26 protein-coding genes are annotated in these 24,642 nt (G+C 62.3%); 15 read left to right on the forward strand and 11 right to left on the reverse strand.

Annotated elements, in window-relative coordinates:
• Positions 1-72: 72 nt before the first annotated feature.
• The 7 genes from J7392_RS19415 (at position 73) to J7392_RS19445 (ending at position 7,958) form a co-directional block, all read left to right on the forward strand.
• On the forward strand, positions 73-957 hold the full coding sequence (locus tag J7392_RS19415; protein WP_209219004.1) for an ABC transporter permease subunit: 885 nt from the start codon (positions 73-75) through the stop codon (positions 955-957).
• Entirely contained in the window at positions 954-1,760 is an 807-nt protein-coding gene (locus tag J7392_RS19420) for an ABC transporter permease subunit (protein WP_209219005.1), read from the forward strand. The genes J7392_RS19415 and J7392_RS19420 overlap by 4 nt, the downstream gene beginning before the upstream one ends.
• 101 nt (positions 1,761-1,861) lie before the next feature.
• Complete coding sequence (locus tag J7392_RS19425) at positions 1,862-3,196, forward strand: glutamine synthetase family protein (protein ID WP_209219006.1); 1,335 nt, start codon at positions 1,862-1,864, stop codon at positions 3,194-3,196.
• 10 nt (positions 3,197-3,206) lie between these two features.
• Entirely contained in the window at positions 3,207-3,896 is a 690-nt protein-coding gene (locus J7392_RS19430; protein ID WP_209219007.1) for a type 1 glutamine amidotransferase, read from the forward strand.
• Positions 3,896-5,257 (forward strand): glutamine synthetase family protein, encoded by a 1,362-nt coding sequence (locus tag J7392_RS19435; protein WP_209219008.1) that lies wholly within the window; start codon positions 3,896-3,898, stop codon positions 5,255-5,257. Before J7392_RS19430 ends, J7392_RS19435 begins: the two co-directional genes overlap by 1 nt.
• A gap of 14 nt (positions 5,258-5,271) precedes the next feature.
• Entirely contained in the window at positions 5,272-6,576 is a 1,305-nt protein-coding gene (locus tag J7392_RS19440; RefSeq protein WP_209219009.1) for an FAD-binding oxidoreductase, read from the forward strand.
• Between the two features lie 203 nt (positions 6,577-6,779).
• The gene (locus tag J7392_RS19445; protein ID WP_209219010.1) at positions 6,780-7,958 is read left to right on the forward strand and encodes an aminotransferase class I/II-fold pyridoxal phosphate-dependent enzyme; all 1,179 of its coding nucleotides are present in this window, start codon (positions 6,780-6,782) and stop codon (positions 7,956-7,958) included.
• 31 nt (positions 7,959-7,989) lie between these two features.
• On the opposite strand, the gene phaR is transcribed toward J7392_RS19445, so the two are convergent.
• The 3 genes from phaR to phaC all read right to left on the reverse strand — a co-directional run bounded on the left by phaR (position 7,990) and on the right by phaC (position 11,082).
• A complete protein-coding gene (gene phaR, locus J7392_RS19450) occupies positions 7,990-8,538 on the reverse strand; it encodes a polyhydroxyalkanoate synthesis repressor PhaR (protein ID WP_209219011.1) in 549 nt (182 codons plus the stop codon).
• Positions 8,539-8,681: 143 nt separating this feature from the next.
• A complete protein-coding gene (locus tag J7392_RS19455; RefSeq protein ID WP_067260985.1) occupies positions 8,682-9,125 on the reverse strand; it encodes a phasin family protein in 444 nt (147 codons plus the stop codon).
• 151 nt (positions 9,126-9,276) lie between these two features.
• Positions 9,277-11,082, reverse strand: a complete 1,806-nt coding sequence (gene phaC / locus J7392_RS19460; protein WP_209219012.1) for a class I poly(R)-hydroxyalkanoic acid synthase — start codon at positions 11,080-11,082, stop codon at positions 9,277-9,279.
• A gap of 50 nt (positions 11,083-11,132) precedes the next feature.
• Here phaC and phaZ point away from each other — a divergent pair, with 50 nt between their 5' ends.
• Positions 11,133-12,464 carry a polyhydroxyalkanoate depolymerase gene (gene phaZ, locus J7392_RS19465; protein WP_209219013.1) on the forward strand — a complete coding sequence of 444 codons (1,332 nt, stop codon included), beginning with the start codon at positions 11,133-11,135 and terminating at the stop codon, positions 12,462-12,464.
• A 9-nt stretch (positions 12,465-12,473) separates the two neighbouring features.
• On the opposite strand, the gene J7392_RS19470 is transcribed toward phaZ, so the two are convergent.
• The 3 genes from J7392_RS19470 to J7392_RS19480 all read right to left on the reverse strand — a co-directional run bounded on the left by J7392_RS19470 (position 12,474) and on the right by J7392_RS19480 (position 15,418).
• Positions 12,474-13,184, reverse strand: coding sequence for an alpha/beta hydrolase (locus J7392_RS19470; protein WP_209219014.1), 711 nt, complete (start codon positions 13,182-13,184; stop codon positions 12,474-12,476).
• Between the two features lie 152 nt (positions 13,185-13,336).
• Positions 13,337-14,089, reverse strand: a complete 753-nt coding sequence (locus tag J7392_RS19475; RefSeq protein WP_209219015.1) for an alpha/beta hydrolase — start codon at positions 14,087-14,089, stop codon at positions 13,337-13,339.
• Positions 14,090-14,140: 51 nt separating this feature from the next.
• Positions 14,141-15,418: an MFS transporter gene (locus J7392_RS19480; RefSeq protein ID WP_209219016.1), complete on the reverse strand. Its 1,278-nt coding sequence runs from the start codon at positions 15,416-15,418 to the stop codon at positions 14,141-14,143.
• 172 nt (positions 15,419-15,590) lie between these two features.
• Here J7392_RS19480 and thrS point away from each other — a divergent pair, with 172 nt between their 5' ends.
• The 5 genes from thrS (at position 15,591) to J7392_RS19505 (ending at position 20,255) form a co-directional block, all read left to right on the forward strand.
• Entirely contained in the window at positions 15,591-17,537 is a 1,947-nt protein-coding gene (gene thrS / locus J7392_RS19485) for a threonine--tRNA ligase (protein WP_209219017.1), read from the forward strand.
• A gap of 225 nt (positions 17,538-17,762) precedes the next feature.
• Positions 17,763-18,065 (forward strand): DUF2282 domain-containing protein, encoded by a 303-nt coding sequence (locus tag J7392_RS19490; RefSeq protein WP_209219018.1) that lies wholly within the window; start codon positions 17,763-17,765, stop codon positions 18,063-18,065.
• A gap of 59 nt (positions 18,066-18,124) precedes the next feature.
• Entirely contained in the window at positions 18,125-18,970 is an 846-nt protein-coding gene (locus J7392_RS19495; RefSeq protein WP_209219019.1) for a DUF692 domain-containing protein, read from the forward strand.
• Positions 18,967-19,725 carry a DNA-binding domain-containing protein gene (locus tag J7392_RS19500; RefSeq protein WP_209219020.1) on the forward strand — a complete coding sequence of 253 codons (759 nt, stop codon included), beginning with the start codon at positions 18,967-18,969 and terminating at the stop codon, positions 19,723-19,725. Before J7392_RS19495 ends, J7392_RS19500 begins: the two co-directional genes overlap by 4 nt.
• Positions 19,722-20,255 carry a DoxX family membrane protein gene (locus tag J7392_RS19505; RefSeq protein ID WP_209219021.1) on the forward strand — a complete coding sequence of 178 codons (534 nt, stop codon included), beginning with the start codon at positions 19,722-19,724 and terminating at the stop codon, positions 20,253-20,255. The genes J7392_RS19500 and J7392_RS19505 overlap by 4 nt, the downstream gene beginning before the upstream one ends.
• Here J7392_RS19505 and J7392_RS19510 read toward each other — a convergent pair.
• On the reverse strand, positions 20,252-20,572 hold the full coding sequence (locus tag J7392_RS19510) for an ArsC/Spx/MgsR family protein (protein ID WP_209219022.1): 321 nt from the start codon (positions 20,570-20,572) through the stop codon (positions 20,252-20,254). The two genes, J7392_RS19505 and J7392_RS19510, sit on opposite strands and share 4 nt — an antisense overlap.
• Before the next feature lie 168 nt (positions 20,573-20,740).
• On the opposite strand from J7392_RS19510, the gene J7392_RS19515 reads away from it, so the two are divergent.
• Positions 20,741-20,947 (forward strand): cold-shock protein, encoded by a 207-nt coding sequence (locus J7392_RS19515; RefSeq protein WP_209219023.1) that lies wholly within the window; start codon positions 20,741-20,743, stop codon positions 20,945-20,947.
• Between the two features lie 54 nt (positions 20,948-21,001).
• Here the strand turns inward: J7392_RS19515 and J7392_RS19520 are convergent, their stop codons facing one another.
• From J7392_RS19520 to J7392_RS19535, 4 genes are all read right to left on the reverse strand, one after another.
• Positions 21,002-21,295 (reverse strand): hypothetical protein, encoded by a 294-nt coding sequence (locus J7392_RS19520; protein WP_209219024.1) that lies wholly within the window; start codon positions 21,293-21,295, stop codon positions 21,002-21,004.
• 83 nt (positions 21,296-21,378) lie between these two features.
• Positions 21,379-22,563 carry a cytochrome P450 gene (locus tag J7392_RS19525; RefSeq protein ID WP_209219025.1) on the reverse strand — a complete coding sequence of 395 codons (1,185 nt, stop codon included), beginning with the start codon at positions 22,561-22,563 and terminating at the stop codon, positions 21,379-21,381.
• Positions 22,564-22,606: 43 nt separating this feature from the next.
• On the reverse strand, positions 22,607-23,086 hold the full coding sequence (locus J7392_RS19530; RefSeq protein ID WP_209219026.1) for a dihydrofolate reductase: 480 nt from the start codon (positions 23,084-23,086) through the stop codon (positions 22,607-22,609).
• Positions 23,086-23,919: a thymidylate synthase gene (locus J7392_RS19535; protein WP_209219122.1), complete on the reverse strand. Its 834-nt coding sequence runs from the start codon at positions 23,917-23,919 to the stop codon at positions 23,086-23,088. The genes J7392_RS19530 and J7392_RS19535 overlap by 1 nt, the downstream gene beginning before the upstream one ends.
• Before the next feature lie 223 nt (positions 23,920-24,142).
• Here J7392_RS19535 and J7392_RS19540 point away from each other — a divergent pair, with 223 nt between their 5' ends.
• A complete protein-coding gene (locus tag J7392_RS19540) occupies positions 24,143-24,577 on the forward strand; it encodes a VOC family protein (protein ID WP_067262125.1) in 435 nt (144 codons plus the stop codon).
• Positions 24,578-24,642 lie beyond the last annotated feature (65 nt).

Below are 24,642 nucleotides of genomic sequence, written 5' to 3' on the forward strand. Positions count from 1 at the left end.
CAGGCGCGCCCGTCGCGGCGCGCCTGACCACGCCTGCGCGGGCCCCGCGCGCAGATCAGCCCACGGGGGCCCATGTTCTCTTTCTGCACCGATCCGTCGACCCTGAATGACTGGCTCTGGACCGCCTGTTACCTGACCACTGGCGTCCATATGTCCTTCTACCTGTCCTTCCTGAAGGTTCTGCTGCTTTTGGCAGTCACCGCCCCCGTGGCGCTGGCCTTCGGCTTTGGCGGAGCCATGATGGCACGCGCGCGTTTCGCGCCGCTCAGTTGGGTCGGCAAGGGCTATATCGCGCTGGTGCGCGGTGTGCCGGATATCGCCTTCTTCCTGTTTTTCGTGATCGCCTTGGATCAGGGCATCGAGTACCTGCGCCACAAGGTGCTCTGCCCCGATTGGGATATGCCGATCCGCCAAGGCAGCGACTTCGTCGTCTGCCAAGAGGCCAAGATGCCCCTGGGCAATGCCGCCCAATGGGTGCATGAGACCTATGGCTTCGGCCTTGCGGTCTTTACCTTTGCCATCGTTTTCGGGGCTTTCGCGGCCAATGTGCTTTTCGGGGCCATGCGCGCCGTGCCGCGCCCGCAACTCGAAACCGCCGAAGCCTATGGCATGACCCACCGCCAGACCTTCTGGCGGGTGCTGGTGCCGCAGATGTGGGTCTATGCCCTGCCCGGCCTCAGCAACCTGTGGATGGTGCTGATCAAGGCCACGCCGCTGCTGTTTTTGCTGGGCGTCGAAGACATCGTCTATTGGGCGCGCGAGCTCGGCGGCACCAAGACCCCGCGCTTTACCGATTACCCGCACCCTGACTGGCGCATGTGGTACTTCCTCGCGCTGCTGGTGTTCTACCTGCTCTTCACCCGCATTTCCGAGATCACGTTGGACCGTCTGATGAAACGACTGACACGCGGCCAAGCCACCACCGGCGGCGAAGCCCAGCGGAGGGCCGGCGCATGAGCTGTCTGCAAACGATTCAGGACTATGGCCTGCGGTCCTTGGGCTATGGCGAGCGGCTGCTGCCGCGCGACGGTTTCACGCTCTGCGAGCAGTTCACGCTCATTGGCTCGGGCATGATCTGGAACGTCTATTTCGGCGTCGTCGCCCTGCTGACCGGTTTTTTCTTTGCCACGGCGCTTGGCGTCGGCAAGGCCAGCGCGAACCCGTGGTTCCGCAAACCGGCGGAGTGGTTCATCTTCCTCTTCCGCGGCTCGCCGCTCTTCATCCAGTTCTTCTTTGGCTACTTCCTGTTTCTGTCGCTGAAATCCGAATACGCCTTCTTCGCCCCCTTCACCGCGGCATGGCTGGGCGCGTTGATCGTGCTCTTTCTTAACACTGCCGCATATTCGGGCGAAATTTTTTACGGCGCGCTGCAATCCATCCCCAAGGGCGATGTGGAGGCCGCGGATGCCTATGGTCTGTCGGGTTGGTCGCGCTTTCGCCGGGTGATCTGGCCCACCTCGCTGCGGCTCGCTTGGCCCGCCTATACGAATGAGGCGATTTTCCTGTTTCACGCCACGACACTGGTGTTTTTCAGCGGTTTCCCGGCATGGCAGCAGCGCGGCGACGCGCTTTATTACGCCAGCTATTTCGCGGATAAGACCTTCAACCCCTTCGTCCCCTATCCCATTCTTGCCGGTTATTTCATCCTTCTGACGCTCTGCATCATTGGCGTCTTCGGTTTGATCAATTCCCGCCTCAACCGCCACCTGCCCCAAGCGCAACGCCGTAAAATTCGCTTGCGTCCTAATTTGATCCGGTAGTATCCATTATTTGATCAAATTACGCGGCGCGTGGGCGCCAACCGCTTTTGCCCCCCGGGCGAACCGCTTTGTGACATGCCCACCGCCCTTTCAGGTGATGTATGAACAACTGGCTTCGCAAAAATCCTCAGGTCCGCACCATTCGTGTGGCCGCCGCCGACCTCAATGGCCAAGCCCGGGGCAAGCGTATTCCCTCGCGTTTTGCTGATAAGGTCACGACCGAAGGCACCCGCTTTCCCGTCTCAGTGCTGAACCTCGACATCTGGGGCGAGGATATCGACGACAGCCCGCTGGTGTTCGAAACGGGCGATGCGGATGGCGTACTGAAACCGACCGAGCGGGGCTTCATGCCGATGCCATGGCTCGACGCGCCCTCGGCCCTGCTGCCCATCTGGATGTTCCGCGAAGATGGCCGCCCCTATCCCGGCGATCCGCGCCATGCGCTGCGCGCGGTGCTGGACCGCTACAAGGCGCGCGGGCTGACGCCGGTCTGCGCCGTTGAGCTGGAATTCTTCCTGATCGACGATTCGGGCCGCAACCTTCAGGTGCCCGTCTCGCCCCGGTCGGGCAAGCGGCGCAAGGCGGCCGAGACCATGTCGATCCGCGCGCTTGACCAGTTCGATCTGTTCTTCACCGATCTTTATGACGCCTGCGAAGAGATGGACATCCCCGCCGACACCGCCATTTCCGAGGCGGGTCTGGGCCAGTTCGAGATTAACCTCATGCATTGCGATGACGCCCTGCGCGCCGCCGATGACGCATGGCTGTTCAAGATGCTGGTCAAGGGTCTGGCACGGCGGCACGGCTTTGCCGCAAGCTTTATGGCGAAACCTTATGAGGATTACTCCGGCTCCGGCCTGCACACCCATTTCTCGGTGCTGGATGAAAATGGCGACAACATCTTTGACGATGGCGGGCCGAAGGGGACCGACACGCTGCGCCACGCTGTGGCGGGCTGCATGAACGCGATGCAGGGCTCGGCGCTGGTCTTTTGCCCGCATGCCAACAGCTTTGACCGGATGGTGCCGGAATCCCATGCGCCCACCGGTGTTTGCTGGGCCTATGAGAACCGCACCGCCGCGATCCGCATCCCCTCGGGCAGCCACAAGGCGCGGCGCATCGAACACCGCGTCTCGGGCGGGGATGTGAACCCCTATCTGATGCTCGCCGCCGTGTTGGGTGCCGCGCTCAACGGGATCGAAGACGCGCTTGAGCCGCCCGCCCCGATCACCGGCAACGCCTATGCCGCCGAATTGCCGCGCATGCCAAGCGATTGGAAGACCGCCATCGACCTGTTTGAAAGTTGCCCCCATGTCGCGCGGATCTTCGCGCCCGAGATGATCCGCAACTTCGTGCTGACCAAACGCCAAGAATTGCATTACATGCAGGAATTGACCCCAGAGGAACAGGTCGAGATCTACCTCGACACTGTGTAACAGGTGACACATGAAAATCGGCATTCTGCAAACCGGCCACTCCCCCGATGACTTTCGCGAACAGCTCGGCGACTACGGGGAGATGTTCACCAAACTGCTGGACGGTCACGGGTTTGACTTTCAAATCTGGTCGGTCGTCGATGGCATCCTGCCCGACAGCGTGACGCAGGCCGACGGCTGGCTGATCACCGGATCGAAACACGGCGCCTATGAGGATCACGATTGGATCCCGCCGCTGGAGGAGTTCATCCGCCAGACCTATGCCGATGGCCGCCCCCTGATCGGCGTCTGCTTTGGCCATCAGATCATCGCCCAAGCGCTTGGCGGCAAGGTCGAGAAGTTTACCAACGGCTGGTCCATTGGCCGCACCGAATACGACATGGATGGTGACAAACTGGCGCTGAACGCATGGCATCAGGATCAGATCGTGGAACTGCCCGAAGGGGCGCGTGTCGTCGCCTCATCGGACTTTTGCGCCTATGCGGCGCTGGCCTATGACGACCGCATCTGGACAGTGCAGCCGCATCCCGAATTCGGCCATGACTTCATCGACGGCTTGATCAAAACCCGTGGCAAGGGCGTGGTGCCCGAGCATCTGCTGGAACAGGCGACAGCCGCCTTGGGCGGCCCCATCGACAACCAAAAAATCGCGGACCAAATGGCCGCATTCTTTAAAGACAACAGGAAAGAGAGGGCCTGATGGCCGAGGATTGGACAGAAGCACTACCCGAAGCGGCGCGCGCCTATCTTGAGGGCCGGCGTCTGGACGAAGTGGAATGTATCATCCCCGACCTGCCCGGCATCGCCCGCGGCAAGGCCGTCCCGGCGTCGAAATTCGCGCGGCAAGAGTATTTCCACCTGCCCGACAGCATCTTTTACCAGACCATCACCGGCGAATGGGGCGAAGCGGCGGGCGATGACGGTTTCATCGAAAAAGACATGGTCCTGCGCCCGGATATGGACACGGCCACCGCCGCACCTTGGACCGGGGACTGGACGCTTCAGGTCATCCACGACGCCTATGACCGCAACGACAAGCCGGTGGCCTATTCGCCGCGCAATGTGCTCAAACGCGTGGTGCAGCTTTACCGCGACAAGGGGTGGGAGCCGGTCGTGGCCCCCGAGATGGAGTTCTTCCTTGTTGCCCGCAACATCGACCCGGCCAAGGAAATCCTGCCGATGATGGGCCGCTCGGGCCGCCCGGCGGCGGCGCGGCAGGCCTATTCGATGACCGCGGTGGATGAATTCGGCCCCGTGATCGACGACATCTACGACTTTGCCGAGGCGCAGGGTTTCGAGATCGACGGCATCACCCAAGAGGGTGGCGCAGGCCAGCTTGAGATCAACCTGCAACATGGGGATCCGGTGCGGCTGGCCGATGAGGTGTTCTATTTCAAACGGCTGATCCGCGAAGCGGCGATGCGGCACGAGTGCTATGCCACCTTCATGGCCAAGCCGATTGCCGATGAGCCGGGCAGCGCGATGCATATCCACCACTCGGTGCTGGACGTGAAAACCGGCGAAAACATCTTTGTCGATGCGGATGGGGAAGAGACTGCGCCCTTCAAGCACTTCATCGCCGGGCTGCAAAACCACATGCCCTCGGCGCTGGCCGTGATCGCGCCCTATGTCAATTCCTACCGCCGCTACGTCAAGGATCACGCCGCGCCGATCAACCTCGAATGGGGCCGCGACAACCGCACCACGGGCATTCGCGTGCCGCTCTCGGGGCCCAAGTCGCGCCGGGTGGAAAACCGTCTCGCGGGGATGGACTGCAACCCCTACCTCGGCATCGCCGCCAGCCTTGCCTGCGGCTATCTGGGGTTGATCCAGCAGAAAGATCCGCTGCCCGAATTCAAGGGCGATGCCTATGTCGGCGAAGGGGATATTCCGCAAGTTCTGGGCCAAGCGCTCGACCTTTTCGAGGAGGCGACAGAGCTGCATGAGGCTTTGGGTCCGGATTTCGCCCGCGTCTATTCCATCGTGAAACGGGCGGAATATGAGGAGTTCCTACAGGTCATCTCACCTTGGGAACGTGAACATCTGCTGATGAACGTCTAACGCCCGGAGGCCCGATGAACCTGCTCTACGCCAATGACACGCCCGGCCAGTACCCTACCAGCTGGTACGCCGCCACCGCCACGAAACACGCGGCCTACCCGCCGCTTCAGGGTGATACGAAGGCTGATGTCTGTGTCGTTGGCGGCGGCTACACCGGGCTTTCCGCCGCACTGCATCTGGCCGAAGCAGGTTACGACGTGGTGCTTTTGGACGCGCAGCGCGTGGGTTTTGGCGCCTCGGGCCGCAATGGCGGGCAATTGGGCTCGGGCCAGCGGGTCGAGCAGGACGGGCTCGAAAAGATGCTGGGCGAAGACCATGCCGCCAAGCTGTGGCAGATGGGCCAAGAGGCGAAGGAACTGGTCAAATCCCTCATCGCGAAACATGAGATCGATTGCCACCTGAAGCCCGGCGTGGCCTGGACCGGTTCCACCACATCTGACGTGCGGCATCTGCACGATTATGCCGAGCATCTGCAAAAGCGCTATGGCTATGATGAGATCGAAGTGTTGGATCACGCCGCGCTGCAATCGGTCTGCCCCTCACCCGACTACAAGGGCGGCGTGCTCGACATGGGGGCCGCGCATCTGCATCCGCTGAACTACGCCCTTGGCCTTGCCCGCGCCGCTGCCGCCGCAGGCGTGCGCATTCATGAGACGAGCCCCGCCGAGCACATCGTCGAAGGCAGCAAGGCACTGGTGCAAACCGCCACTGGCAGCGTCAGCGCCGATCATGTGGTGCTGGCCTGCAACGGCTATCTGGGCAAGCTCAACGGCGACGTGGCCGCCAAGGTCATGCCGATCAACAATTTCATCGCCGCGACCGAACCCTTGGGCGCGCGTGTGAAAGACGTGCTGCCCCGCGACGTGGCCGTGGCCGACAGCCGCTTTGTGGTAAACTATTTCCGACTGTCGCACGACGGGCGGCTGCTGTTTGGCGGTGGCGAGAGCTATGGCTATCGCTTCCCGCAGGACATCGCCGCCAAGGTGCGCAAACCGATGTCGCAGGTCTTTCCGCAGTTGAAGGACGTCAAGATCGACTACGCTTGGGGCGGCACCCTTGGCATCACGATGAAGCGCCTGCCCTATGTGGCCCGGCTCGCGCCGAACATCCTCTCGGCCTCGGGCTATTCCGGTCACGGTGTTGGGACGGCGACCCATGCGGGCTATCTGATGGCCCAGGCGATCGAAGGCGATGCCGCGGGTTTCGACACGATGGCCGCGATCCCGACGCAAGCTTTCCCCGGTGGTGCCTCTCTGCGCAGCCCGCTTTTGGTGCTTGCGATGCTTTGGTATGCGACGCGGGATCGGTTGGGGCTGTGATTTTGCTCTGAGCGGTGTTGCGGGTTGGCTGGTTGGTGGAGTGCGGGGGCGCTGCCCCCATCGCACCTTTGGCGCGATTCCCCCGAGGGTATTTAGGAAAGGATGAAGGGGAAGAGGGGGTGGCCTATTGTGGGGGCATCCCCCTTGGTTTGCGTAGGCGTTTGTTTTACTATTCTGGAAATCATTATTCAGGATTTTGAAATATGACTTTGCCCGACATGCACCGTGCCGAACCAATCCCTGCCGAAGCGGAGGCCGCCATTGCGGAGCTTTTGCAAAGTGGCGATCTTTTTCGCTATACGGCGGCCAAGGACGCGCCTGTTTCCCTTTTGGAGGTCGAATTTGCGCAGATGATGGGCAGTGCATATGCGCTTGCCGTGTCCTCCTGCTCGGCCGCGCTGTTTCTGTCCTTGCTTGCTTTGGACCTGCCGGATGGGGCGCCGGTCTTGATCCCGGGTTTCACCTTTGCTGCCGTGCCTTCTGCAGTGATCCACGCAGGCTGCAAGCCGGTGCTTTGTGAAGTGGGCGAGAATTACCGTGTGGATTTGGAGGATTTCGCCGCCAAACTGCCGGGCGTTCGGGCGGTGATCATCAGCCATATGCGGGGGCATACTTCGGATATGGATGCGATCATGGGGCTATGCGAGGCCGCTGGCGTGCCGGTGATCGAAGACGCTGCCCATTCGCTGGGCACGCTTTGGCGGGGGCGAGAAATCGGGACGATTGGCAAGATCGGCTGTTTTTCCTTCCAGTCCTACAAGATGATTAACGCAGGCGAAGGCGGTATCCTGATCACCGATGACGCCGATCTGGTGGCGCGGGCGATCATCATGTCGGGCGCTTATGAGCATAATTGGAAGAAACACGCGGCCCTGCAAGACAGCTTTGCCAAGTGGCAGAACCGGCTGCCGCTGTACAATCTGCGCATGTCTAACCTTTCGGCTGCGATCATCCGGCCGCAATTGCCGCATTTGCCGCGCCGGGTGGCCGATGGGCTGCGCAATCACGATCACATGGCGGCGCGGCTGGCGGCCTCCCCCTTGATCGAGGTGCCAAGCCCCCTGCCCGGTGAGACCCGCGCGCCGGATTCGATCCAGTTCAATCTGGCGGGCCTCTCTGACGCCAGCATCCGCGCTTTCGCGGCAGCGGCGGAAGCGGCGGGGGTGAAGGTGCAGGTCTTTGGCCAAAGCACCGACAACGCCCGCGCCTTTTGGAACTGGCAGTTCATCGAAGACCTGCCCGAGCTGCCGCGCACCCGCGGCATGCTGATGCGGGCCTGCGACGTGCGGCTGCCTGTGCAGTTGACCCTGGAGGAGATCGACGCCGTGGCGGATGTGATTTTAGGCGCGCTGAGGGATGTGGCCGAGGCGCAGGCGGCCTGAGGCGGGCGCGCGACGCCCGCTTCTTCTGGGGTTAGTTCAGCTTTGACAGTTTATCCTGCAACTCTGCCAACTGCTTTTTGATCGCGTCCAGATCGTCGCCCTGTTCGGCCTTCTGTTTGGGCGGCTCTGGCGTGGTGGATTTGGCCCAACCGCCGGTCATCGCCTTCATGAAGGCTTCTTGCTGCGCCTGCATCGCTTCCATGCCGGGCATCTTGGCCATCGGGTTCATCGCGCTCATGTTTTCGATCGCCTTGGATTGGCCATCGCGCAGCATGTCGAAGGAGGCCTGCAGGAACTGCGGCACCACCGAGACATTGCCCGACATATAGCTGCGCACCAGATCGGTCAGCACATCGACCGGCAAGACGGCCTCGCCCCGGCTTTCGTGTTCGGCGATGATTTGCAACAGATATTGCCGTGTCAGGTCATCGCCGGATTTCAGATCGACGATCTGAACCTCACGGCCATCGCGAATGAAACCGGCGATATCTTCCAGCGTGACGTAATCGCTTGTTTCGGTGTTGTAGAGCCTGCGGCTGGCGTAGCGTTTTATCAGCAAGGGCTTCGGTTTGTCCGCCATGATGTTACTCCCGACCAATGGTGCTGCATCGCAGCTTAGGACAGGGATCGGCAAATAGAAAGAGCGCATGACAAAAGGGCAGGCCCGTCTGGACCTGCCCTTTCTTTAAGCATTCCTTGGCGCTGGAGAGCCCAGCGTCAGATTTACTTCACTGTCGCTTTTTTGGCGGCAGCCTGTGCGGTGGCCACGCCTTCGGTGGTGGCGGCTTTGGCGTCGCTTTGCAGGTCTTTGCCAGCCGACATCATCAGCTCGACGGTGTCCATCTGAACCTTTTTCGCGATCTCGGCGAAGGCTGCCATATGCTCGGCCGCGGATTCGGCGGAGGCGGAGGCGAAATCGGTCATCGCTTTGGCATAGTCCGTGGGCTCGGCTTTGACCTTGGTCATCTCGGTCAGGCGGGCCAGTGTCTCTTTCGTCCAGGCGGTGGAGATGTCGGCGGATTTCTCAGCCGCGTCGAAGGCAACGCCGGAGAGTTTCTCGTTCAGGGTGGCGGTGTTTTTGAATGCGTCTTGCATGGCGGCGTTATCCACCGGGAAAGCGCCCAGAACGTCTTTGAACATCGCGGTCATGTCAGGTGTCTTGGTCATGTCTCAATCCTTTTAATGCTACTGTGGCAAGGGAGCGGGGAGACCCGTCCGTTTCGCGTCTGACCACAACATAGATGCCGCAGCGCAGCATTTCAAGGTTTTTTCTGCATTGCAGCATGAGCCCGAAGGGTGCTTGGATTACCTAAGGTAATCAGTCGTTTGCCTTGCGGGTCACATAGCTGCCCGGGGCATCGGCGAGAATTTCGCGCCCATCGTCGCCGGGAAACCGTGCGGGAATCATTGCCCCTGCCCGTTTGGCCAGCCACTTGCCCCACCGTGGCCACCAAGACCCTTCGTGAAAGGCGGCGGCCTCGCGCCATGCGGCGTAGTCCTGCGTGAGATCGCCGTTCACATAGTGGCCGTATTTCTTCCGATTGGGCGGATTGACGATGCCCGCGATATGGCCCGATTGCGCCATGATGAAGGTCTTGTCCTTCGACCCCATCTGCTGCACCCCGCGGTAGCAGTCTTTCCACGGCGCGATGTGATCCGTCTCGCAGGCCACGGCGCAGAGCGGCACCTCGATATCATCCAGCGTTAGCCGCTCTCCGAGCAGTTTGAAACCACCCTCGGCCAATTCGTTTCGCTGGCAGAGACCGCGGAGGTATTGCATCGCCATCTGCCCCGGCAGATTGGCCCCGTCGCCGTTCCAATAGAGCAGGTCAAAGGCCGGGGGCGTCTCGCCCATCATGTAGCTGCGCACGGCGGGGCCATAGACCAAATCGTTGGACCGCAGGAATGAGAAGGTGCGCGCCATGACGACCGAGGGCAGAATGCCCTTATCCGCCGTCTCGGCCTCGATCCCGTCGATGAAGTCATTGGTGAGGAAGGGCTGAAACTCCCCCTGATCCGAGAAATCGGTAAGCGCAGTGAAGAAGGTGGCGGATTTGATCGAGCTGTCGCCACGTTTTTTCAACAGCGACAGGGTCAGCGCCAGCGTGGTGCCGGCGATGCAATAGCCCACCACGTTGAGGCGCTTTTCCTGAGTGATCGCCTTCACCTCTTCAATCGCGGCTAGGTAGCCTTCTTCGACGTAATCCTCCATGCCGATCTGGGCATAGCTGGCATCGGGGTTCACCCATGAGACGATGAACAGCGTGTGGCCCTGATCGACCAGCCATTTGACGAGACTGTTCTGCGCCTTGAGGTCGAGAATGTAGAACTTGTTGATCCACGGTGGGAAGATCAGCAGCGGTGTTTTATGGACCTCTTCGGTGCTGGGGGTGTATTGAATCAACTCGAACATGCGGTTGCGAAACACCACCTTGCCCGGTGTGGTGGCGATGTTGCGGCCCAGCTCAAAGGCGCTGTCATCCGCCAGTTTCACGACCAGCTCGCCGTTGTTCGCCTCTAGATCCGCGATCAGGTTCTCTAGACCCTTCACGAGGCTCTCGCCCTCGGTCTCAACCGCGCGTTCCAGCACGTCGGGATTGGTGGCGAGGAAGTTGGTCGGGGACATCATCGCGATGATCTGCTGGCTGAAATAGACCAGCCGCTTCTTCTCGGCCGGGTCCATGTCTTGGGCATCTTCGACCGCTTGGCGCAGCGCCTCGGCGTTGATCAGATACTGCTGTTTGATGAAGTTGAAATAGGGATGCGTCTGCCACAGCGGGTTGGCGAAACGTTTGTCGGTCGGAGCGTCCTCTTCAACCGGGGCCAAACCGCCCTTGGCCAGCGCCTGCTGCGCCTCGACGAAATGGGCGACCGATTTGGTCCAATAGCCCATCTGATGCTCCATCAAACGGGCCGGATTGGTCATCGCTTCGGCCCAGTAAGACTGCGCCGCCTTGGCGAAAAGCTGTTGGTTCGGCGCGTCCAACGCAGGCTGATGGCCCTCGCGCTGCGCCATCACACGGGTCAGGCGCTGGCTTAATTCTTCAACCTTTTTCAAGTTTTGCGCCATACGAGACAGGGCTTGAGACTCGGCAATCTCGGGATTCTCGGATTCTGTTGTCATCTTAACCCTTACCTCCTATCTTCGCAGGTGCAGCATAAAGGAGCCCCCACATGCGCTATATGGCCACCTACGACATGATGGAGTCCATCCGGAACACCAATCAATGGCTCGGCGCTTCTGCGCTTGCTATGGCATCCTACCCGGCTTTCTCTCTGTTTCCAAACCCTGCGATGGAATGGCTCGCCGCTTGGGGTGAGGTGACGGAGCGGACCTTTGCCCGCATGGTCGTCAAACCCGATTGGGACATTCCCCCGGTGGTCGGCCCCAAGGGGCAGGACTGTCTGGTCAGCATCGAGCCGGTGATGGAGCGGCCCTTTGGCGATTTGCTGAAATTCTCGGTCCAAGGCCGCGAAGAGACGGGCCGTAAGGTTCTTTTGGTCGCGCCGATGTCGGGTCATTACGCCACGCTGCTCCGTTCCACTGTGATTTCCCTGCTGCCTGATTGCGACGTCTATGTGACAGACTGGCACAATGCGCGTGATATTCCAGTTAGTGCAGGCAAATTCGACATCGAGGATTATACGCTCTACCTCGTTGATTTCATGCACCACCTTGGCCCCGACACCCATGTGATCGCGGTCTGTCAGCCCGCCCCGCTGACCTTGGCCGCCACCGCCTATCTGGCCGAAGAAGCGCCCGAAGCGCAGCCGCGCACACTGACACTGATCGGCGGGCCGATTGACCCCGATGCCGCACCTACAGACGTGACCGATTTCGGCCATAGCGTGACCATGGGCCAGCTTGAGCAGATGATGATCCAGCAGGTCGGCTTCAAATACGCGGGCGTGGGGCGCAAGGTCTATCCGGGGCTGTTGCAGCTTACCTCCTTCATTTCGATGAACAATGACACCCACCGCGATGCCTTTGCCAATCAGATCACCCGCGTGGCGCAAAAGACGGCGCATGAGCATGACAAGCACAACAAGTTCTACGACGAATACCTCGCCGTGATGGACATGCCGGCGGAGTTCTACCTGTCGACCGTGGAGCGGATTTTCAAAGAGCGCGAGATCGCGCGGAATGTCTTTACCGTGGCGGGCCGTCAGGTCGACATCGGCAAGATCACCACCGTCGCCGTCAAAACGGTCGAGGGCAGCAAGGACGACATTTCGGCCCCCGGCCAGTGCATCGCCGCTCTTGACCTGCTGACCGGGCTACCGGATGCCAAGAAGGCCAGCCATCTAGAGCAGGGCGCGGGCCATTACGGGATCTTTGCGGGCAAAAGCTGGCGCAACAACATCCGGCCCTTGGTGCTCGACTTTATCGACGCGAACAATGGCACGCCTGAGCCGCAGAGCCCTGCGCCACAAACGCCCGGGCCGCAAAAGCCCGCCTCTCAGAAAACCGAGGCCAAGAAGAGCGATAAACCGGCAGCGGCCTAAGCCACTGCCCTATTGCAGCACCAGAGGTTGATGCAGCCAGTCGCGCAGCGCGGCGGTGGTCGCCTCTGGCTGCTCTAGGCTGGGCAGATGGCCCGCGTCTTCGAGCACCGTCAGCTTGGCATAGGGGATCATCTCGGCCATGAAGGCATGGCGTTTGACCGGGCAGAGCGCGTCATGCTCCCCGCAAAGCACCAGCGCGGGCACCTTGCATTTGCGCAGTACCGCCTGTTGATCGCGCCGCCGTTGCAACGCGCGGGATTGGCGGACGAAGACATCGCCGCCCAGCGTCTCAGCCATCTCCATCGCGCGGGTCAGCACCTCGCCCCGCCCCTTGCCGGGGGCAAGGAAACCATTGGCCATCCGCGCCTGCATCGCCTCCCCCAGCTTGCCCGACTGCGCCATAATGATCTGCGGTTCACGGTCCGCGGCAATGGCGGGCAATTCGGCCAGCACGTGGGTGGCCAAGAGGGCAATGCGGCCGATCCGGTCGGGCGCGCGGCGCAGCAGTTCCAGCGCCACCACACCGCCCATGCCCTGCCCCACCAGCGCGAAACGCGGCGGCAGTTGATCCAACAGGCCCGAGGCGATCTCTTCGATCCGTTCCCCTTGGTTGATCGGGGCCAGCACCACGGTCCCGCGCGGGGAGAGCGCTTGAATCTGCGGCGTAAAGACACGCGCGTCGCACATCATGCCGGGCAGCAGAACGATCGGCTCAGCCATTGGGCAGGCTCCGGTGCGGTATGCGGTTGAAATAACGTGGTTTCATGCCGTCCCCCTTGGGTTTGGCGGTCTCTTAGCATGAGTGGTTTCGGGGGACAGCGGGGCGCGGGCGCGTCGGCGGTTCCATGCCCGCGCTCTTGGTCACCCCTTGGTCACCCCGCGTCGCCGGAGACCGCGTTGATCGCCTCGACGATCATCGCCAGACAGCGCGCGTCCGAGAAACGGTGATCGGCATCCTTGACCAGCGTCAGATGCATATCGGGGCTTTGCGCATGCTCCAACAGCCGCACCGCCGTGGCCGTGCTGACGGCGGTGTCCGCCGTGCCCTGCAACAGGCGCACCGGGAACGGCAGGTTCAGCGGATCGCGCAGCACCAACCGCTTGCGCCCGTCCTCGATCATCCGGCGGGTGATGACATAGGGCTCCATATAGTCCGACGGCAATTCGACCTGCCCGACCTCTTCCAAGGTCCGTTTCTGCGCCTCGGTGAAATTCGCCCAATAGCCATCTTCGGTGAAATCGGGGGCCGCGGCGATGCCGACCAGCCCGGCGACCCGCTCGGGCATATGCCGCGCCAAGAGCAGCGCCTGCCAGCCGCCCATCGAGGAGCCGACGACGATCAGCGGCCCCTCGGTCAGCGCCGCGACTGCGGCCAGCGTGTCTTCGTGCCAATCGCCGATGCACCCTTCGGTGAACAGGCCCGACGATTCCCCATGGCCCGAATAGTCGAACCGCAGAAAGGCGCGCCCCTCGGCCCGGGCCCAGTCTTCGAGATAGACCGCCTTGGTCCCCATCATGTCGGACTTCAGCCCGCCCAGAAACACCACGCAGGGCCCCGCCCCTTCGGTCTTGTGATAGGCGATGCGCCGCCCCTGCGGCGTGTCGATGAATTTGCTGTCTGCCATGCTGCCTCCGTCTTTTGTCCAATCATGGGCATCGCGGCGGATGAGGGCAAGTCAGTCCTCGGCCAGATGCTCAACCTCCGGCAGCCAATGGGCAAACACGGCGGCGGCCAGCGCCATGACGGTAAATAGCATCAGCGTCGCCTGCGCCCCGATCAGCGCGGCCCCGCCGCCCAACACGCCCGCCAGCAGCAAGAGCAGCCCGATCACCGTATTGCTGACGGCAGCATAGGCGGCGCGTTGGTCTTTCGGGGCCATGTCGACCAGATAGGTCGAGCGCCCCTGCCGCACACCGTGGTAGGCGATCATCAGGATGAACAGCACGGCGGGCATCGCCCAGACCGCCTGCGCCAGACCAAGGAACCACAGCCCCACCGCCAGCGCCATCGCCAGCGCGCCGACGATGCCTGTCAGCATCAGCACCCGGCGGCTCGACATATCCGACAGCCGCCCCCAGACGTAGGAACTGACCAAGGACGCCAATGCCGAGGCCAGCACCAAGGCGCCCAACTGCCCGCCCTCCGACGATCCGGCCAGCACCACCAGATAGGGCGGCGCAAGGGCGGTCGACACCAAAAGCCCGCGCACCAGAATGAACAGCCACAGGTCGCGATTGCCGCGCAGCAGTTTGAAATCCACGCCATCGGCCTCTTCGGTCTCGCTCGGCGTTTCCATGATCGTCGAGAACAACAGCGCCGCGCCGATCCACAGGGCCGCCGCCAGCGCGATGGCTGCCACGACCACACCCCGACTTTGAAAAAGGCCCGACATCAAAAGCCCCGCAAAGATCACCACCCCGACGGAGGAGACCGACCCCGCCAAGCCGGTCACCGATCCGCGCCGGGTCTTGCCCACTGTCTTGCCCAGAATTTCCTTGAACGACACCGAACAGGCCGCGCGGCAAACGGCGAGCAGCGCCAGCGCGGCGCAGACCGCATAGCCCGCCGTGGCCCCCTCAAGGCTCAGCGCAGCAAGGGCGATCAGCCCCGCCGCCACCCCCTGCCCGACCGAGCCCCAGACCCAAGCCCATTTGCGCCGCGCCATGCGCTGCACCACGCCCGCCAACGCAATCTGCGGCAAAAGCGACCCGGCCTCGCGGATCGGCACCAAGGCGCCCGCGAAAACCGCAGGCGCGCCAAGGGCGCTCAACAGCCAAGCCAAGACCAGTTTCGGGTCGATCAGACCATCGGCCACTTTGGTCATCGACAGCGACACGATGTGGCGCAGGCCGTTGCGCGCCTCGGCCCTTTGCGCCTTGTCGTCCAACCCCGGTGCCGGGTCGTCCGCCCCCGAAATCGTCTCGAATGCGCGCTGCGCCGTGTCGTCTTGCATCTGACCGATCCTCATTGTTGCCCGCCTGACATAGCGCGCCATCGCCCTGCCGCAACTTTCCCGAAGCGGCCCCGCTTGCATTGACAAGCCGCGCCCGCCCCGCCACATAGGCCCAACACATAACCCGCAACCGGGCGTCTCGTAGGCGCCAAACCGACGAGGAGCGCCCAAGATGGCCCAAATCTCCCTCACCCTTCCCGATGGCAACAGCCGGCAGTACGACGCCGGGATCACCGCTGGTGAAGTGGCTGCCGATATCTCTAAATCGCTCGGCAAAAAGGCCATTAGCGCCACCGTGAACGGCGCGCATTACGATCTGGCTTGGCCGATCGAAACCGACGCCAGCATCGCCATCCACACCATGGCCGACGAAGAACAGGCCAACGAGCTGGTGCGCCACGACCTTGCGCACATCATGGCCCGCGCCGTGCAGGAAATCTGGCCCGACACCAAGGTCACCATCGGCCCGGTGATCAAGGACGGCTGGTATTACGACTTTGACCGCGAAGAGCCCTTCACCCCTGAGGATCTCGGCCTCATCGAGAAAAAGATGAAGGAGATCATCAACAAGCGCGACCCCGTCCGCACCGAGGTCTGGGACCGCGCCCGCGCGATCAAACATTACGAAGACCTGAACGAGCCCTATAAGGTCGAGCTGATTGAGGCGATCCCCGGCGACGAGCCTTTGCGGATGTATTGGCACGGCGACTGGCAGGACCTCTGCCGTGGTCCGCACCTGCAACACACTGGCCAAGTGCCGGGCGATGCCTTCAAGCTGATGTCCATCGCCGGTGCTTATTGGCGCGGCGACAGCAGTCGCGCCATGTTGCAGCGCATCTACGGCGTGGCCTTCACCGGCAAGGAGAAACTGCGCGCCCATCTCAACATGCTGGAGGAGGCCGCCAAACGCGACCACCGCAAGCTGGGCAAGGAGATGGGCCTGTTCCACATGCAGGAAGAAGCGCCGGGCCAAGTCTTCTGGCACCCCAACGGCTGGCGCATCTACACCACCCTGCAGGACTACATGCGCCGCATGCAGGACCGCGACGGCTATGTCGAGGTGAACACCCCGCAGGTCGTGGACCGCAAGCTGTGGGAAAAATCCGGCCACTGGGACAAGTATCAAGAGAACATGTTCATCGTCGAAGTCGACGAGGACCATGCCCGCGAAAAGGCGGTGAATGCGCTCAAACCGATGAACTGCCCCTGCCATGTGCAGGTGTTCAATCAGGGTCTGAAATCCTACCGCGACCTGCCGCTACGCATGGCCGAGTTCGGCTCCTGCGCGCGCTACGAGCCGTCGGGCGCGCTGCACGGTATCATGCGGGTGCGCGGCTTTACCCAAGACGACGGCCATATCTTCTGCGCCGAGGATCAGATCACCTCGGAAACAGCGAAATTCATCGCCTTCCTGTCCAAGGTCTATGCCGACCTCGGCTTCCATAACTGGACCATCAAGCTTTCCACCCGCCCGGAAAAGCGTATCGGCTCGGACGAGACTTGGGACCATATGGAACAGGCGCTCGGCGATGCCTGCAAGGCCGCGGGCTATGACTTTGAGGTGCTCGAGGGCGAAGGCGCCTTCTACGGCCCGAAGCTTGAGTTCACCCTGACCGACGCCATCGGGCGCAACTGGCAATGCGGCACCCTGCAGGTCGACGCGAACCTGCCGGAGCGGCTGGAGGCGAGCTTCATCGGGCAGGACGGCAACAAGCACCGCCCCGTGATGCTGCACCGCGCCACCTTGGGCAGTTTCGAGCGGTTCATCGGCATCCTGATCGAGGAACACGCCGGCAAGCTGCCCTTCTGGATCGCGCCGCGGCAGGTCGTTGTGGCCTCCATCACGTCCGAGGCCGATGACTATGTGGCAGAGGTTGTGGAGACCCTGAAGGCCGCCGGTGTCCGTGCCGAGGCGGACATGCGCAACGAGAAGATCAACTACAAGGTCCGCGAGCATTCGCTGGGCAAGGTGCCGGTGATCCTCGCCGTGGGCGCGCGCGAAGTCGAAGAGCGCACGGTCTCGGTGCGGCGTCTGGGGCAAAAACAGACATCCGTACAGCCGCTCGACGCACTCACCGCCGAACTGGCACAGGACGCGACCCCGCCTGACCTGCGCTAACGCGCTGTAACAAACATGCGCTCCGGCGGGTTTGCGGGCAATATGCCCCCTAGCCGCCGGAGCGTTTTTGTAACAATCCCTCCCTTCCTACGCGGGATCGTTACAACTTTCGCCGGTTTTGCGGGTGAATTCTGACGGGACTGTGACACACTCGCTCGTGACTGGCTTGTGAGCGAACGGGCTGCTCTAGTAAGCCTGTCAACACCATCAGGAAGGAAAATGACAATGTCCAACACACTCAAGACCGCCGCCATCGCAGGGGCCGTTGCCGCCGCACTCGGCAGCCACGCCACCACCGTCTCCGCCGCTTCGCAAGAGAAATGCTATGGCGTATCGCTGGCCGGTGAGAACGACTGCGCCGCTGGCCCCGGCACGACCTGCGCCGGCACCTCCGTGACCGACTATCAGGGCAACGCATGGACCCTCGTCGACGAAGGCACCTGCGCCGAGATCGACCTGCCCGCCATGGCCGACGGGACCGAGCGGACCGGCTCTCTTGAGCCGCTTGACCGCGACCTGCCCGCTTAATCAAAGCGGTCCGGGCGGCGCCCGCCCGGACCCTGCCCCGCCCCATGCCGGAGGCCGATATGCGCGACAATACCCCCCCTCTCACCACGCTGCCCAATGCCCCCGGGGTCGGATATAAATCCCGGCACTTCGATGGCTTGATGGCCGATCCCGGCCCGGTCCGCTGGATCGAGGTGCATGCCGAGAACTATATGGGCGACGGTGGCCGCCCCCATGCGCAGCTGCGTGCCTTGCAGGAACGTTTTGCCCTGTCGGTTCATGGCGTCGGCCTGTCGATCGGCGGCGAAGGCCCCCTCGACACAGACCACCTCGCGCGGCTCAAGACCCTCTGTGACCGAACCCAGCCCGCCTCCTTCTCCGAACATCTGGCATGGTCGACCCATGGGATGGAGTATCTCAACGACCTCCTCCCCCTGCCCTATACCGAAGAAACGCTGACCCGCGTCGCCGCGCATATCAATCAAGTGCAAGACGTATTGGGGCGGCAAATGCTGCTCGAAAACCCCTCCAGCTACCTCGCATTCGAAGAATCCGACTTGTCCGAAACCGACTTTTTAGCAGAGGTCATCGCGCGAACCACCTGCGGGCTCTTGCTGGATGTCAACAATGTCTTCATTTCGGCCACCAACCTCGGGCTATCGCCGCAGGGCTACATCGACGCCTTCCCGACAGACCATGTGGGGGAGATCCATGTGGGCGGCCATGACGACGACACCGACGATCACGGCGCGCCGCTATTGATCGACAGCCATGGCAAAGAGGTCGTCGATCCGGTCTGGGACCTGCTCAGCTACACGCTGGCCCAAACCGGTCCAAAGCCGGTACTGGTCGAGTGGGACAATGACGTGCCCGACTGGCCCGTCCTGCGGGCCGAGTCCAATCGCGCCGCCGAGGTTCTGGCGTGACCGACCAGCACAGTTTTCGCGCGGGGTTGCTTGATCCCGCACGCCCCGCCCCTGCGGGGCTGCGCGATGGCAAGGGGCAACCGGCGGGCGCGCGCTATGGCGTCTATCGCAACAATGTCACCCATTCCCTGATCGCGGCCCTCGAAGTGGCCTTTCCGCTGGTGCGCAAGCTGATAGGTGCCCGCAATTTTGCCGAGCTCGCGCCGCTCTATGTCCGGGCGCATCCACCGAAATCGCCGATGATGATGCATTATGGCGCGGATTTCCCGGGGTTCATCGCAGGTTTCGCGCCACTGGCGAAAATCGGCTATCTCGCCGATGCCGCAAGGCTCGACCTCGCGCTGCGGTCCTCCTACCACGCCGCCGACGCGTCATCGCTGGATCCGCAGACCTTCGAGGCGCTCCCTCCCGATGCGCTGATGGGGGCCAAGCTGACCCTCGCCCCCGCGACCCGCGTTCTGCGGTCAGATTGGCCGCTTTTCGACATCTGGCGTTATAATTTCACCGATAACGCGCCCAAACCGCGCAACCTGGCGCAGGACGTGGTAATCACCCGCCCCGCCTATGATCCCGCCCCGCATCTGGCGCCCCCCGGCGCGGCGCAATGGTCCGGTCACCTCTCCGAGGGGCGGACCTTCGGGGCGGCCCTTGATGCCACAGTCGGTGCCGTACCTGAGTTCGACCTCGCCGCCGCCCTAGGCTTTGCCCTGAGCCACGGCGTATTCAGCGCGATTTCCGTGGAGGAAAGCCAATGACCCGATTTCTGCCCCTTTACCGCACCGCCGCCGACCGACTAGCGCGGGCTGACTGGCTGCTTCCGACCCTTGCCCGGTTCCTCTTTGCCGCGGTGTTGCTGGTCTACTTCCTGAACGCCGGTCTAACCAAACTCGGCCCCGGCCCTTTGGGCATCTTCACCCCTTCCACCGGCGCCTACGCCCAGATCTTCCCCCGCGTTTTTGAGGCGGTCGGCTATGACAGCGACGCGCTTGGGCTGTTTCACTGGCTTGTCGTCGTCGCCGGAACAGTGGCGGAGTTCATCCTGCCCCTGCTTATCGTCATCGGCCTGCTGACCCGACTGGCCGCGCTGGCGATGGTGGGCTTTGTCGTGGTGCAATCGCTGACCGATCTCTACGGCCACGGCAGCGCCCTCGGCGCGTGGTTCGACCGCTTCCCCGACGCCCATATCCTCGACCAGCGGGCGCTCTGGGTCTTCTTGCTTGTGGTGCTGGTCATCAAAGGGGCCGGCCCCCTGTCACTGGACCGGCTCATGGCGGGCCGCGGTTAAAGCATTGCTTGAACCTCGGCTTCTATCTCTTTGCTCCACCCTAGAAATAGCCGATCACCCACCGCAATCAGGGGGCGCTTCATCAGGGCCGGATGGGCTTGGATCAGGGCCAGTGGCGCTTCCTTGCGGGCCGCTTCATCCAGCCCCCGCCAGGTGGTCGAACGGGTGTTGAGCAAGGCCGCACCAAACTGCGCATGGGCCTTCTCCAAGACCGCTGTGGGCACGCCCTCCTCCCGCACATCGACCAATTGCGCCTCAGGCAGCGCCTTTTTCGCCTTGCGACAGCTGTCACAATTTTTCAGCCCATAAATTAGCACATCCGTCTCCCTCAGCCCCGCGATCCCGCGCCCATTTGCGGATCTCGCAGCTGATCGCTTGATTTTTTTCCAGTCCGCGCGATCTTTCTATTATGGCGGGTCGCAATTCAATCGCTTTCGCCATTCTGCTGGACGCAGAGACGCAAAGACAAAGGAGGCGCGGAGATTATGCCAACTGGCACCGTGAAATGGTTCAACACCACCAAAGGCTACGGGTTCATCGCCCCCGAAAGCGGCGGTAACGATGTATTTGTTCATATTTCGGCGGTCGAACGGTCTGGCCTGACCGGCTTGGCGGACGATCAAAAGGTCAGCTACGAATTGACCGACGGCCGCGACGGACGGCAGATGGCCACCGACCTCGCACTGCTCTAGCCACGACATTGCAAGAAAACACCCGGCGTCCCGCGCCGGGCGTTGCTTGAAAGATCAGTTATACGAACAGCCCTTGGTCCCAACCGGGCAAGGCACGCGGGCTGAACGGCGCGGTGTGACCACGCGGTGACGGCGCTGCACTGGGTGCGCTTTGACCTCAGCATAGGTCATGGTCTGGTTCGGCGTGCCACAACAGATCGCCCCGCCAAGGGTCACCGGTTGCAGCCCCGCCGGGCAATAATTTGCGGAACTGGGATAGGCATAGACCTTGGGCTCTGCCGAGACCTGACCGGCCAGCCCGGCTGTAAGCAGCCCTGCCGCCACTGCAATAGCTGTCGTTACACGCATGATAACCCTCGTAATTATGTATAATATTAACGAAGATTGCCGGGGCGATTTCCTTTAGTCCAGTCTTTTATGGCAGGCCCGCTTTAGTTCAGCCGCGCCGGAAGCGTCGCATAGCCGTGAAAGCGGATGCGCCCGCCGCCTTGGCGGGCTGCGCTGATTTCATAATCCGGGTAGCGGTTCAGGAAGCGTTGAAGCGCGATCTTCCCTTCCATCCGCGCCAAGGTCAGCCCCACGCAAACATGCGGGCCACCGGCAAAGGCCAGATGCCGATTGGGCTTGCGCCCGATATCGAATTTTGTCGGCTCCTCAAAGACCTCCGGGTCGCGGTTCGCAGCCCCGATACAAAGGTGCAGGTTGCTGCCCGTGGCAATCTCGACCCCGCCGATGGTGACCGGGGCCGTGGTCTCCCGGTTGCCGAATTGATTGGGCGAGCGGAAGCGCAGCACCTCTTCGATACAAGGCCCGATCAGGGCAGGCTCGGCCAGCAGCCGCGCCTTTTGGTCGGGATGGTCATGCAGCAGCGCAAGGGCGCTGCCGATCAAATTGGTCGTCGTCTCATGGCCCGCGTTCAGGATGAAAATACAGTTCTGGATCAACTCGATCTCGGTCAGCTGCCCCCCGTCATCCCCGGCGATCAACCGGGTCAACACATCGGTTTCAGGATCCCCCGGCGCGGCCCGCCGCCGCGCGATGAGGTCTTGCAGATAGGCTTTGAACTCCCGCACAGCGGTATGGCCCGCCTCAAGTTCTGCATCGCTCAAGGTCGGCTCCAGCGCGCCGAGGATCGCCAGCGACCAATCGCGAAGCGGGCCGCGCTCCTCCATCGGCACGTCCAGCAGGTTGCCGATGATCTGCACCGGAATACAACTGGCATAGTCCTCGATCAGGTCCGGCGTGGGGCTCAGCCCCTCAAGCAGCCGGTCGACCGTATCGATCAACCCCGGCTCCATCCGCGCGAGCGCCTTGGGCGTAAGGGCCGAGGTCATGATCCGCCGCACGCGGGTATGCAAAGGCGGGTCATTAAAAACGAGGCTGGTGGTGTGATGTTCGAACAGGGGGCTGCCGGGACCGAATTTCGGCGCGAAGGCCAGTTTCTTATCCGAGATATAAAGCGTGGTGTCGCGGTAGATCGCGTTCAGATCCGCATGGCGGCAAATCAGGACCGAGCCGTCAGGCTGGCGTAGCACCGGAGCGTCGCGCAGCAAGCGGTCGTAATGGGGGAACGGGTTCTCGACAAACCCTTCGGGCGGTGCGGATAGATCAAACATGGCCCGCAGTGATGCCCGCCGCGCGGCCTATGTCAATGGCCGGTCAGCAGCGGCGCAGCCACTCCCGCGCGATGGCACGCGGACCGGATGTGCGCAGGCAAAGGTTGCCCAATTCAATCCATTCGTCTGGGTCGAACGCGGGAAAGAACGCATCGGCGCCGTCGATCTCCACATCCACTTCGGTCACCAAAAGCCGGTCCGCGAGGGGCAAAAGCGCGCGGTAGATGCCTTCGCCGCCGATGCCGTAGACCCGGCGATAGCCCTCTGCCGCGCAATAGCCCAAAGCGGCTTGCGGGTCGCGCGCCACATGGACGCCCTCGAGCTCGCTGCTGGAGACGACGCAATTCAACCGGTTTTTCAGTGGCTTGAAGGGCAGGCTCTCCCACGTTCGGCGCCCCATGATGATGGCCCCGCCGGTGGTTTCACGCTGAAAGAATTTCAGGTCTTCGGGCAGTGACCAAGGGATATCCCCGTCTTTGCCAATGGCGCCGTTGCGGGCGCGGGCGACAATCAGGCTCAGCATCAGACGGCCACCGGTGCTTTGATCGCGGGGTCGGGATCATAGCCCTCAAAGGTGAAATCTTCATAGCGGAAATCAAAGATCGAGCTGACCTCGCGGTTGATCCGCAGCTTGGGCGGCGGCTTGGGCGTCCGCGCGAGTTGAGTTTTCACCTGCTCCAGATGGTTGGAGTAGATATGCGCGTCACCCATGGAATGCACGAAATCACCGGGGGCGTAGCCGGTCACATGGGCGAGCATTTCCAAGAGCAGCGCGTAGGAGGCGATGTTGAACGGCACGCCGAGGAACATATCCGCCGAACGCTGGTAAAGTTGCAAATGCAGCTTGCCGCCCGCGATGCGCACCTGCCAGAGCGTATGGCAGGGCGGCAGCGCCATCTGGTCCACCTCGCCCGGATTCCACGCCGAAACGATCAGGCGGCGGCTGTCGGGGGTCTTGCGGATCGCCTCAACCAGTTTGGCGATCTGATCGACCTGCCCGGCCTGATGCAGCACCGTGCCATCGGGCTGGGGCACCGGTTCGCCCACCATCGGGAAACGCCGCCACTGATGGCCGTAGACCGGGCCGAGATCGCCGTTCTCATCGGCCCATTCGTCCCAGATGCGAACGCCGTTTTCCTTGAGATAGGCAATGTTCGTATCCCCGGCGAGGAACCACAAAAGCTCATGCACAATGGATTTCAGATGCAGCTTTTTCGTGGTGACCAGCGGGAAGCCATCGGCCATCCGGTAACGCTGCTGCATTCCAAAATGAGAGATCGTCCCCGTCCCCGTGCGGTCGGTCGAGGTCACCCCTTGCTCCAGCACTTCGCGCAGCGCATCATGGTACTGTTTCACGCGGGCTTCCTCATCATTCGTGGCGGTTGCTTCTGCATAGCCTTCCGGGCCTTCGGCCTCAAGCCGATCAACAGACATCGCCCGCCCACTTTGACACCGCCGGTTTCGCCCCTAAACTCCACCGCGAAGCGCAAAGGGTTGATTTGCCCCCGCCCGCTTTGAACGACATTCAAGCTTGGAAGGGGCGTCGCCCCGTTCAGGCCAGCCAACCAAAGGAAAACCGATGCCCATCAAATACCTGCACACCATGGTGCGCGTGAAAGATCTCGACGCCTCCATCGCATTTTACAAACTTCTGGGCCTGGTCGAGCGGCGCCGGATCGACAACGAAGGGGGCCGTTTCACGCTGGTTTTCCTCTGCCCCCCGGGCATGGACGACGGTCATGCTGATGTTGAGCTGACCTACAATTGGGACGGCGACGACGCGCTGCCCAGCGACAGCCGCCATTTCGGCCACCTCGCCTATACGGTCGAGAATATTTATGAGACCTGCCAGCACCTGCAAGACAACGGCGTGACCATCAACCGCCCGCCGCGCGATGGACGCATGGCTTTTGTCCGCTCGCCCGACAATATTTCCGTCGAACTGCTGCAAGAGGGTGACGCCCTGCCCGCGCAGGAGCCATGGGCCAGCATGGAAAACACCGGCCATTGGTAAGGGGTGCCGCCCGCGCCGCCCCGGCGCTGATGAGTGTAGCGCGGGGGGCTTTTCCGCCTCCCGCG

Source organism: Sulfitobacter sp. R18_1, assembly GCF_017743915.1.
Taxonomy (GTDB): domain Bacteria; phylum Pseudomonadota; class Alphaproteobacteria; order Rhodobacterales; family Rhodobacteraceae; genus Sulfitobacter; species Sulfitobacter faviae.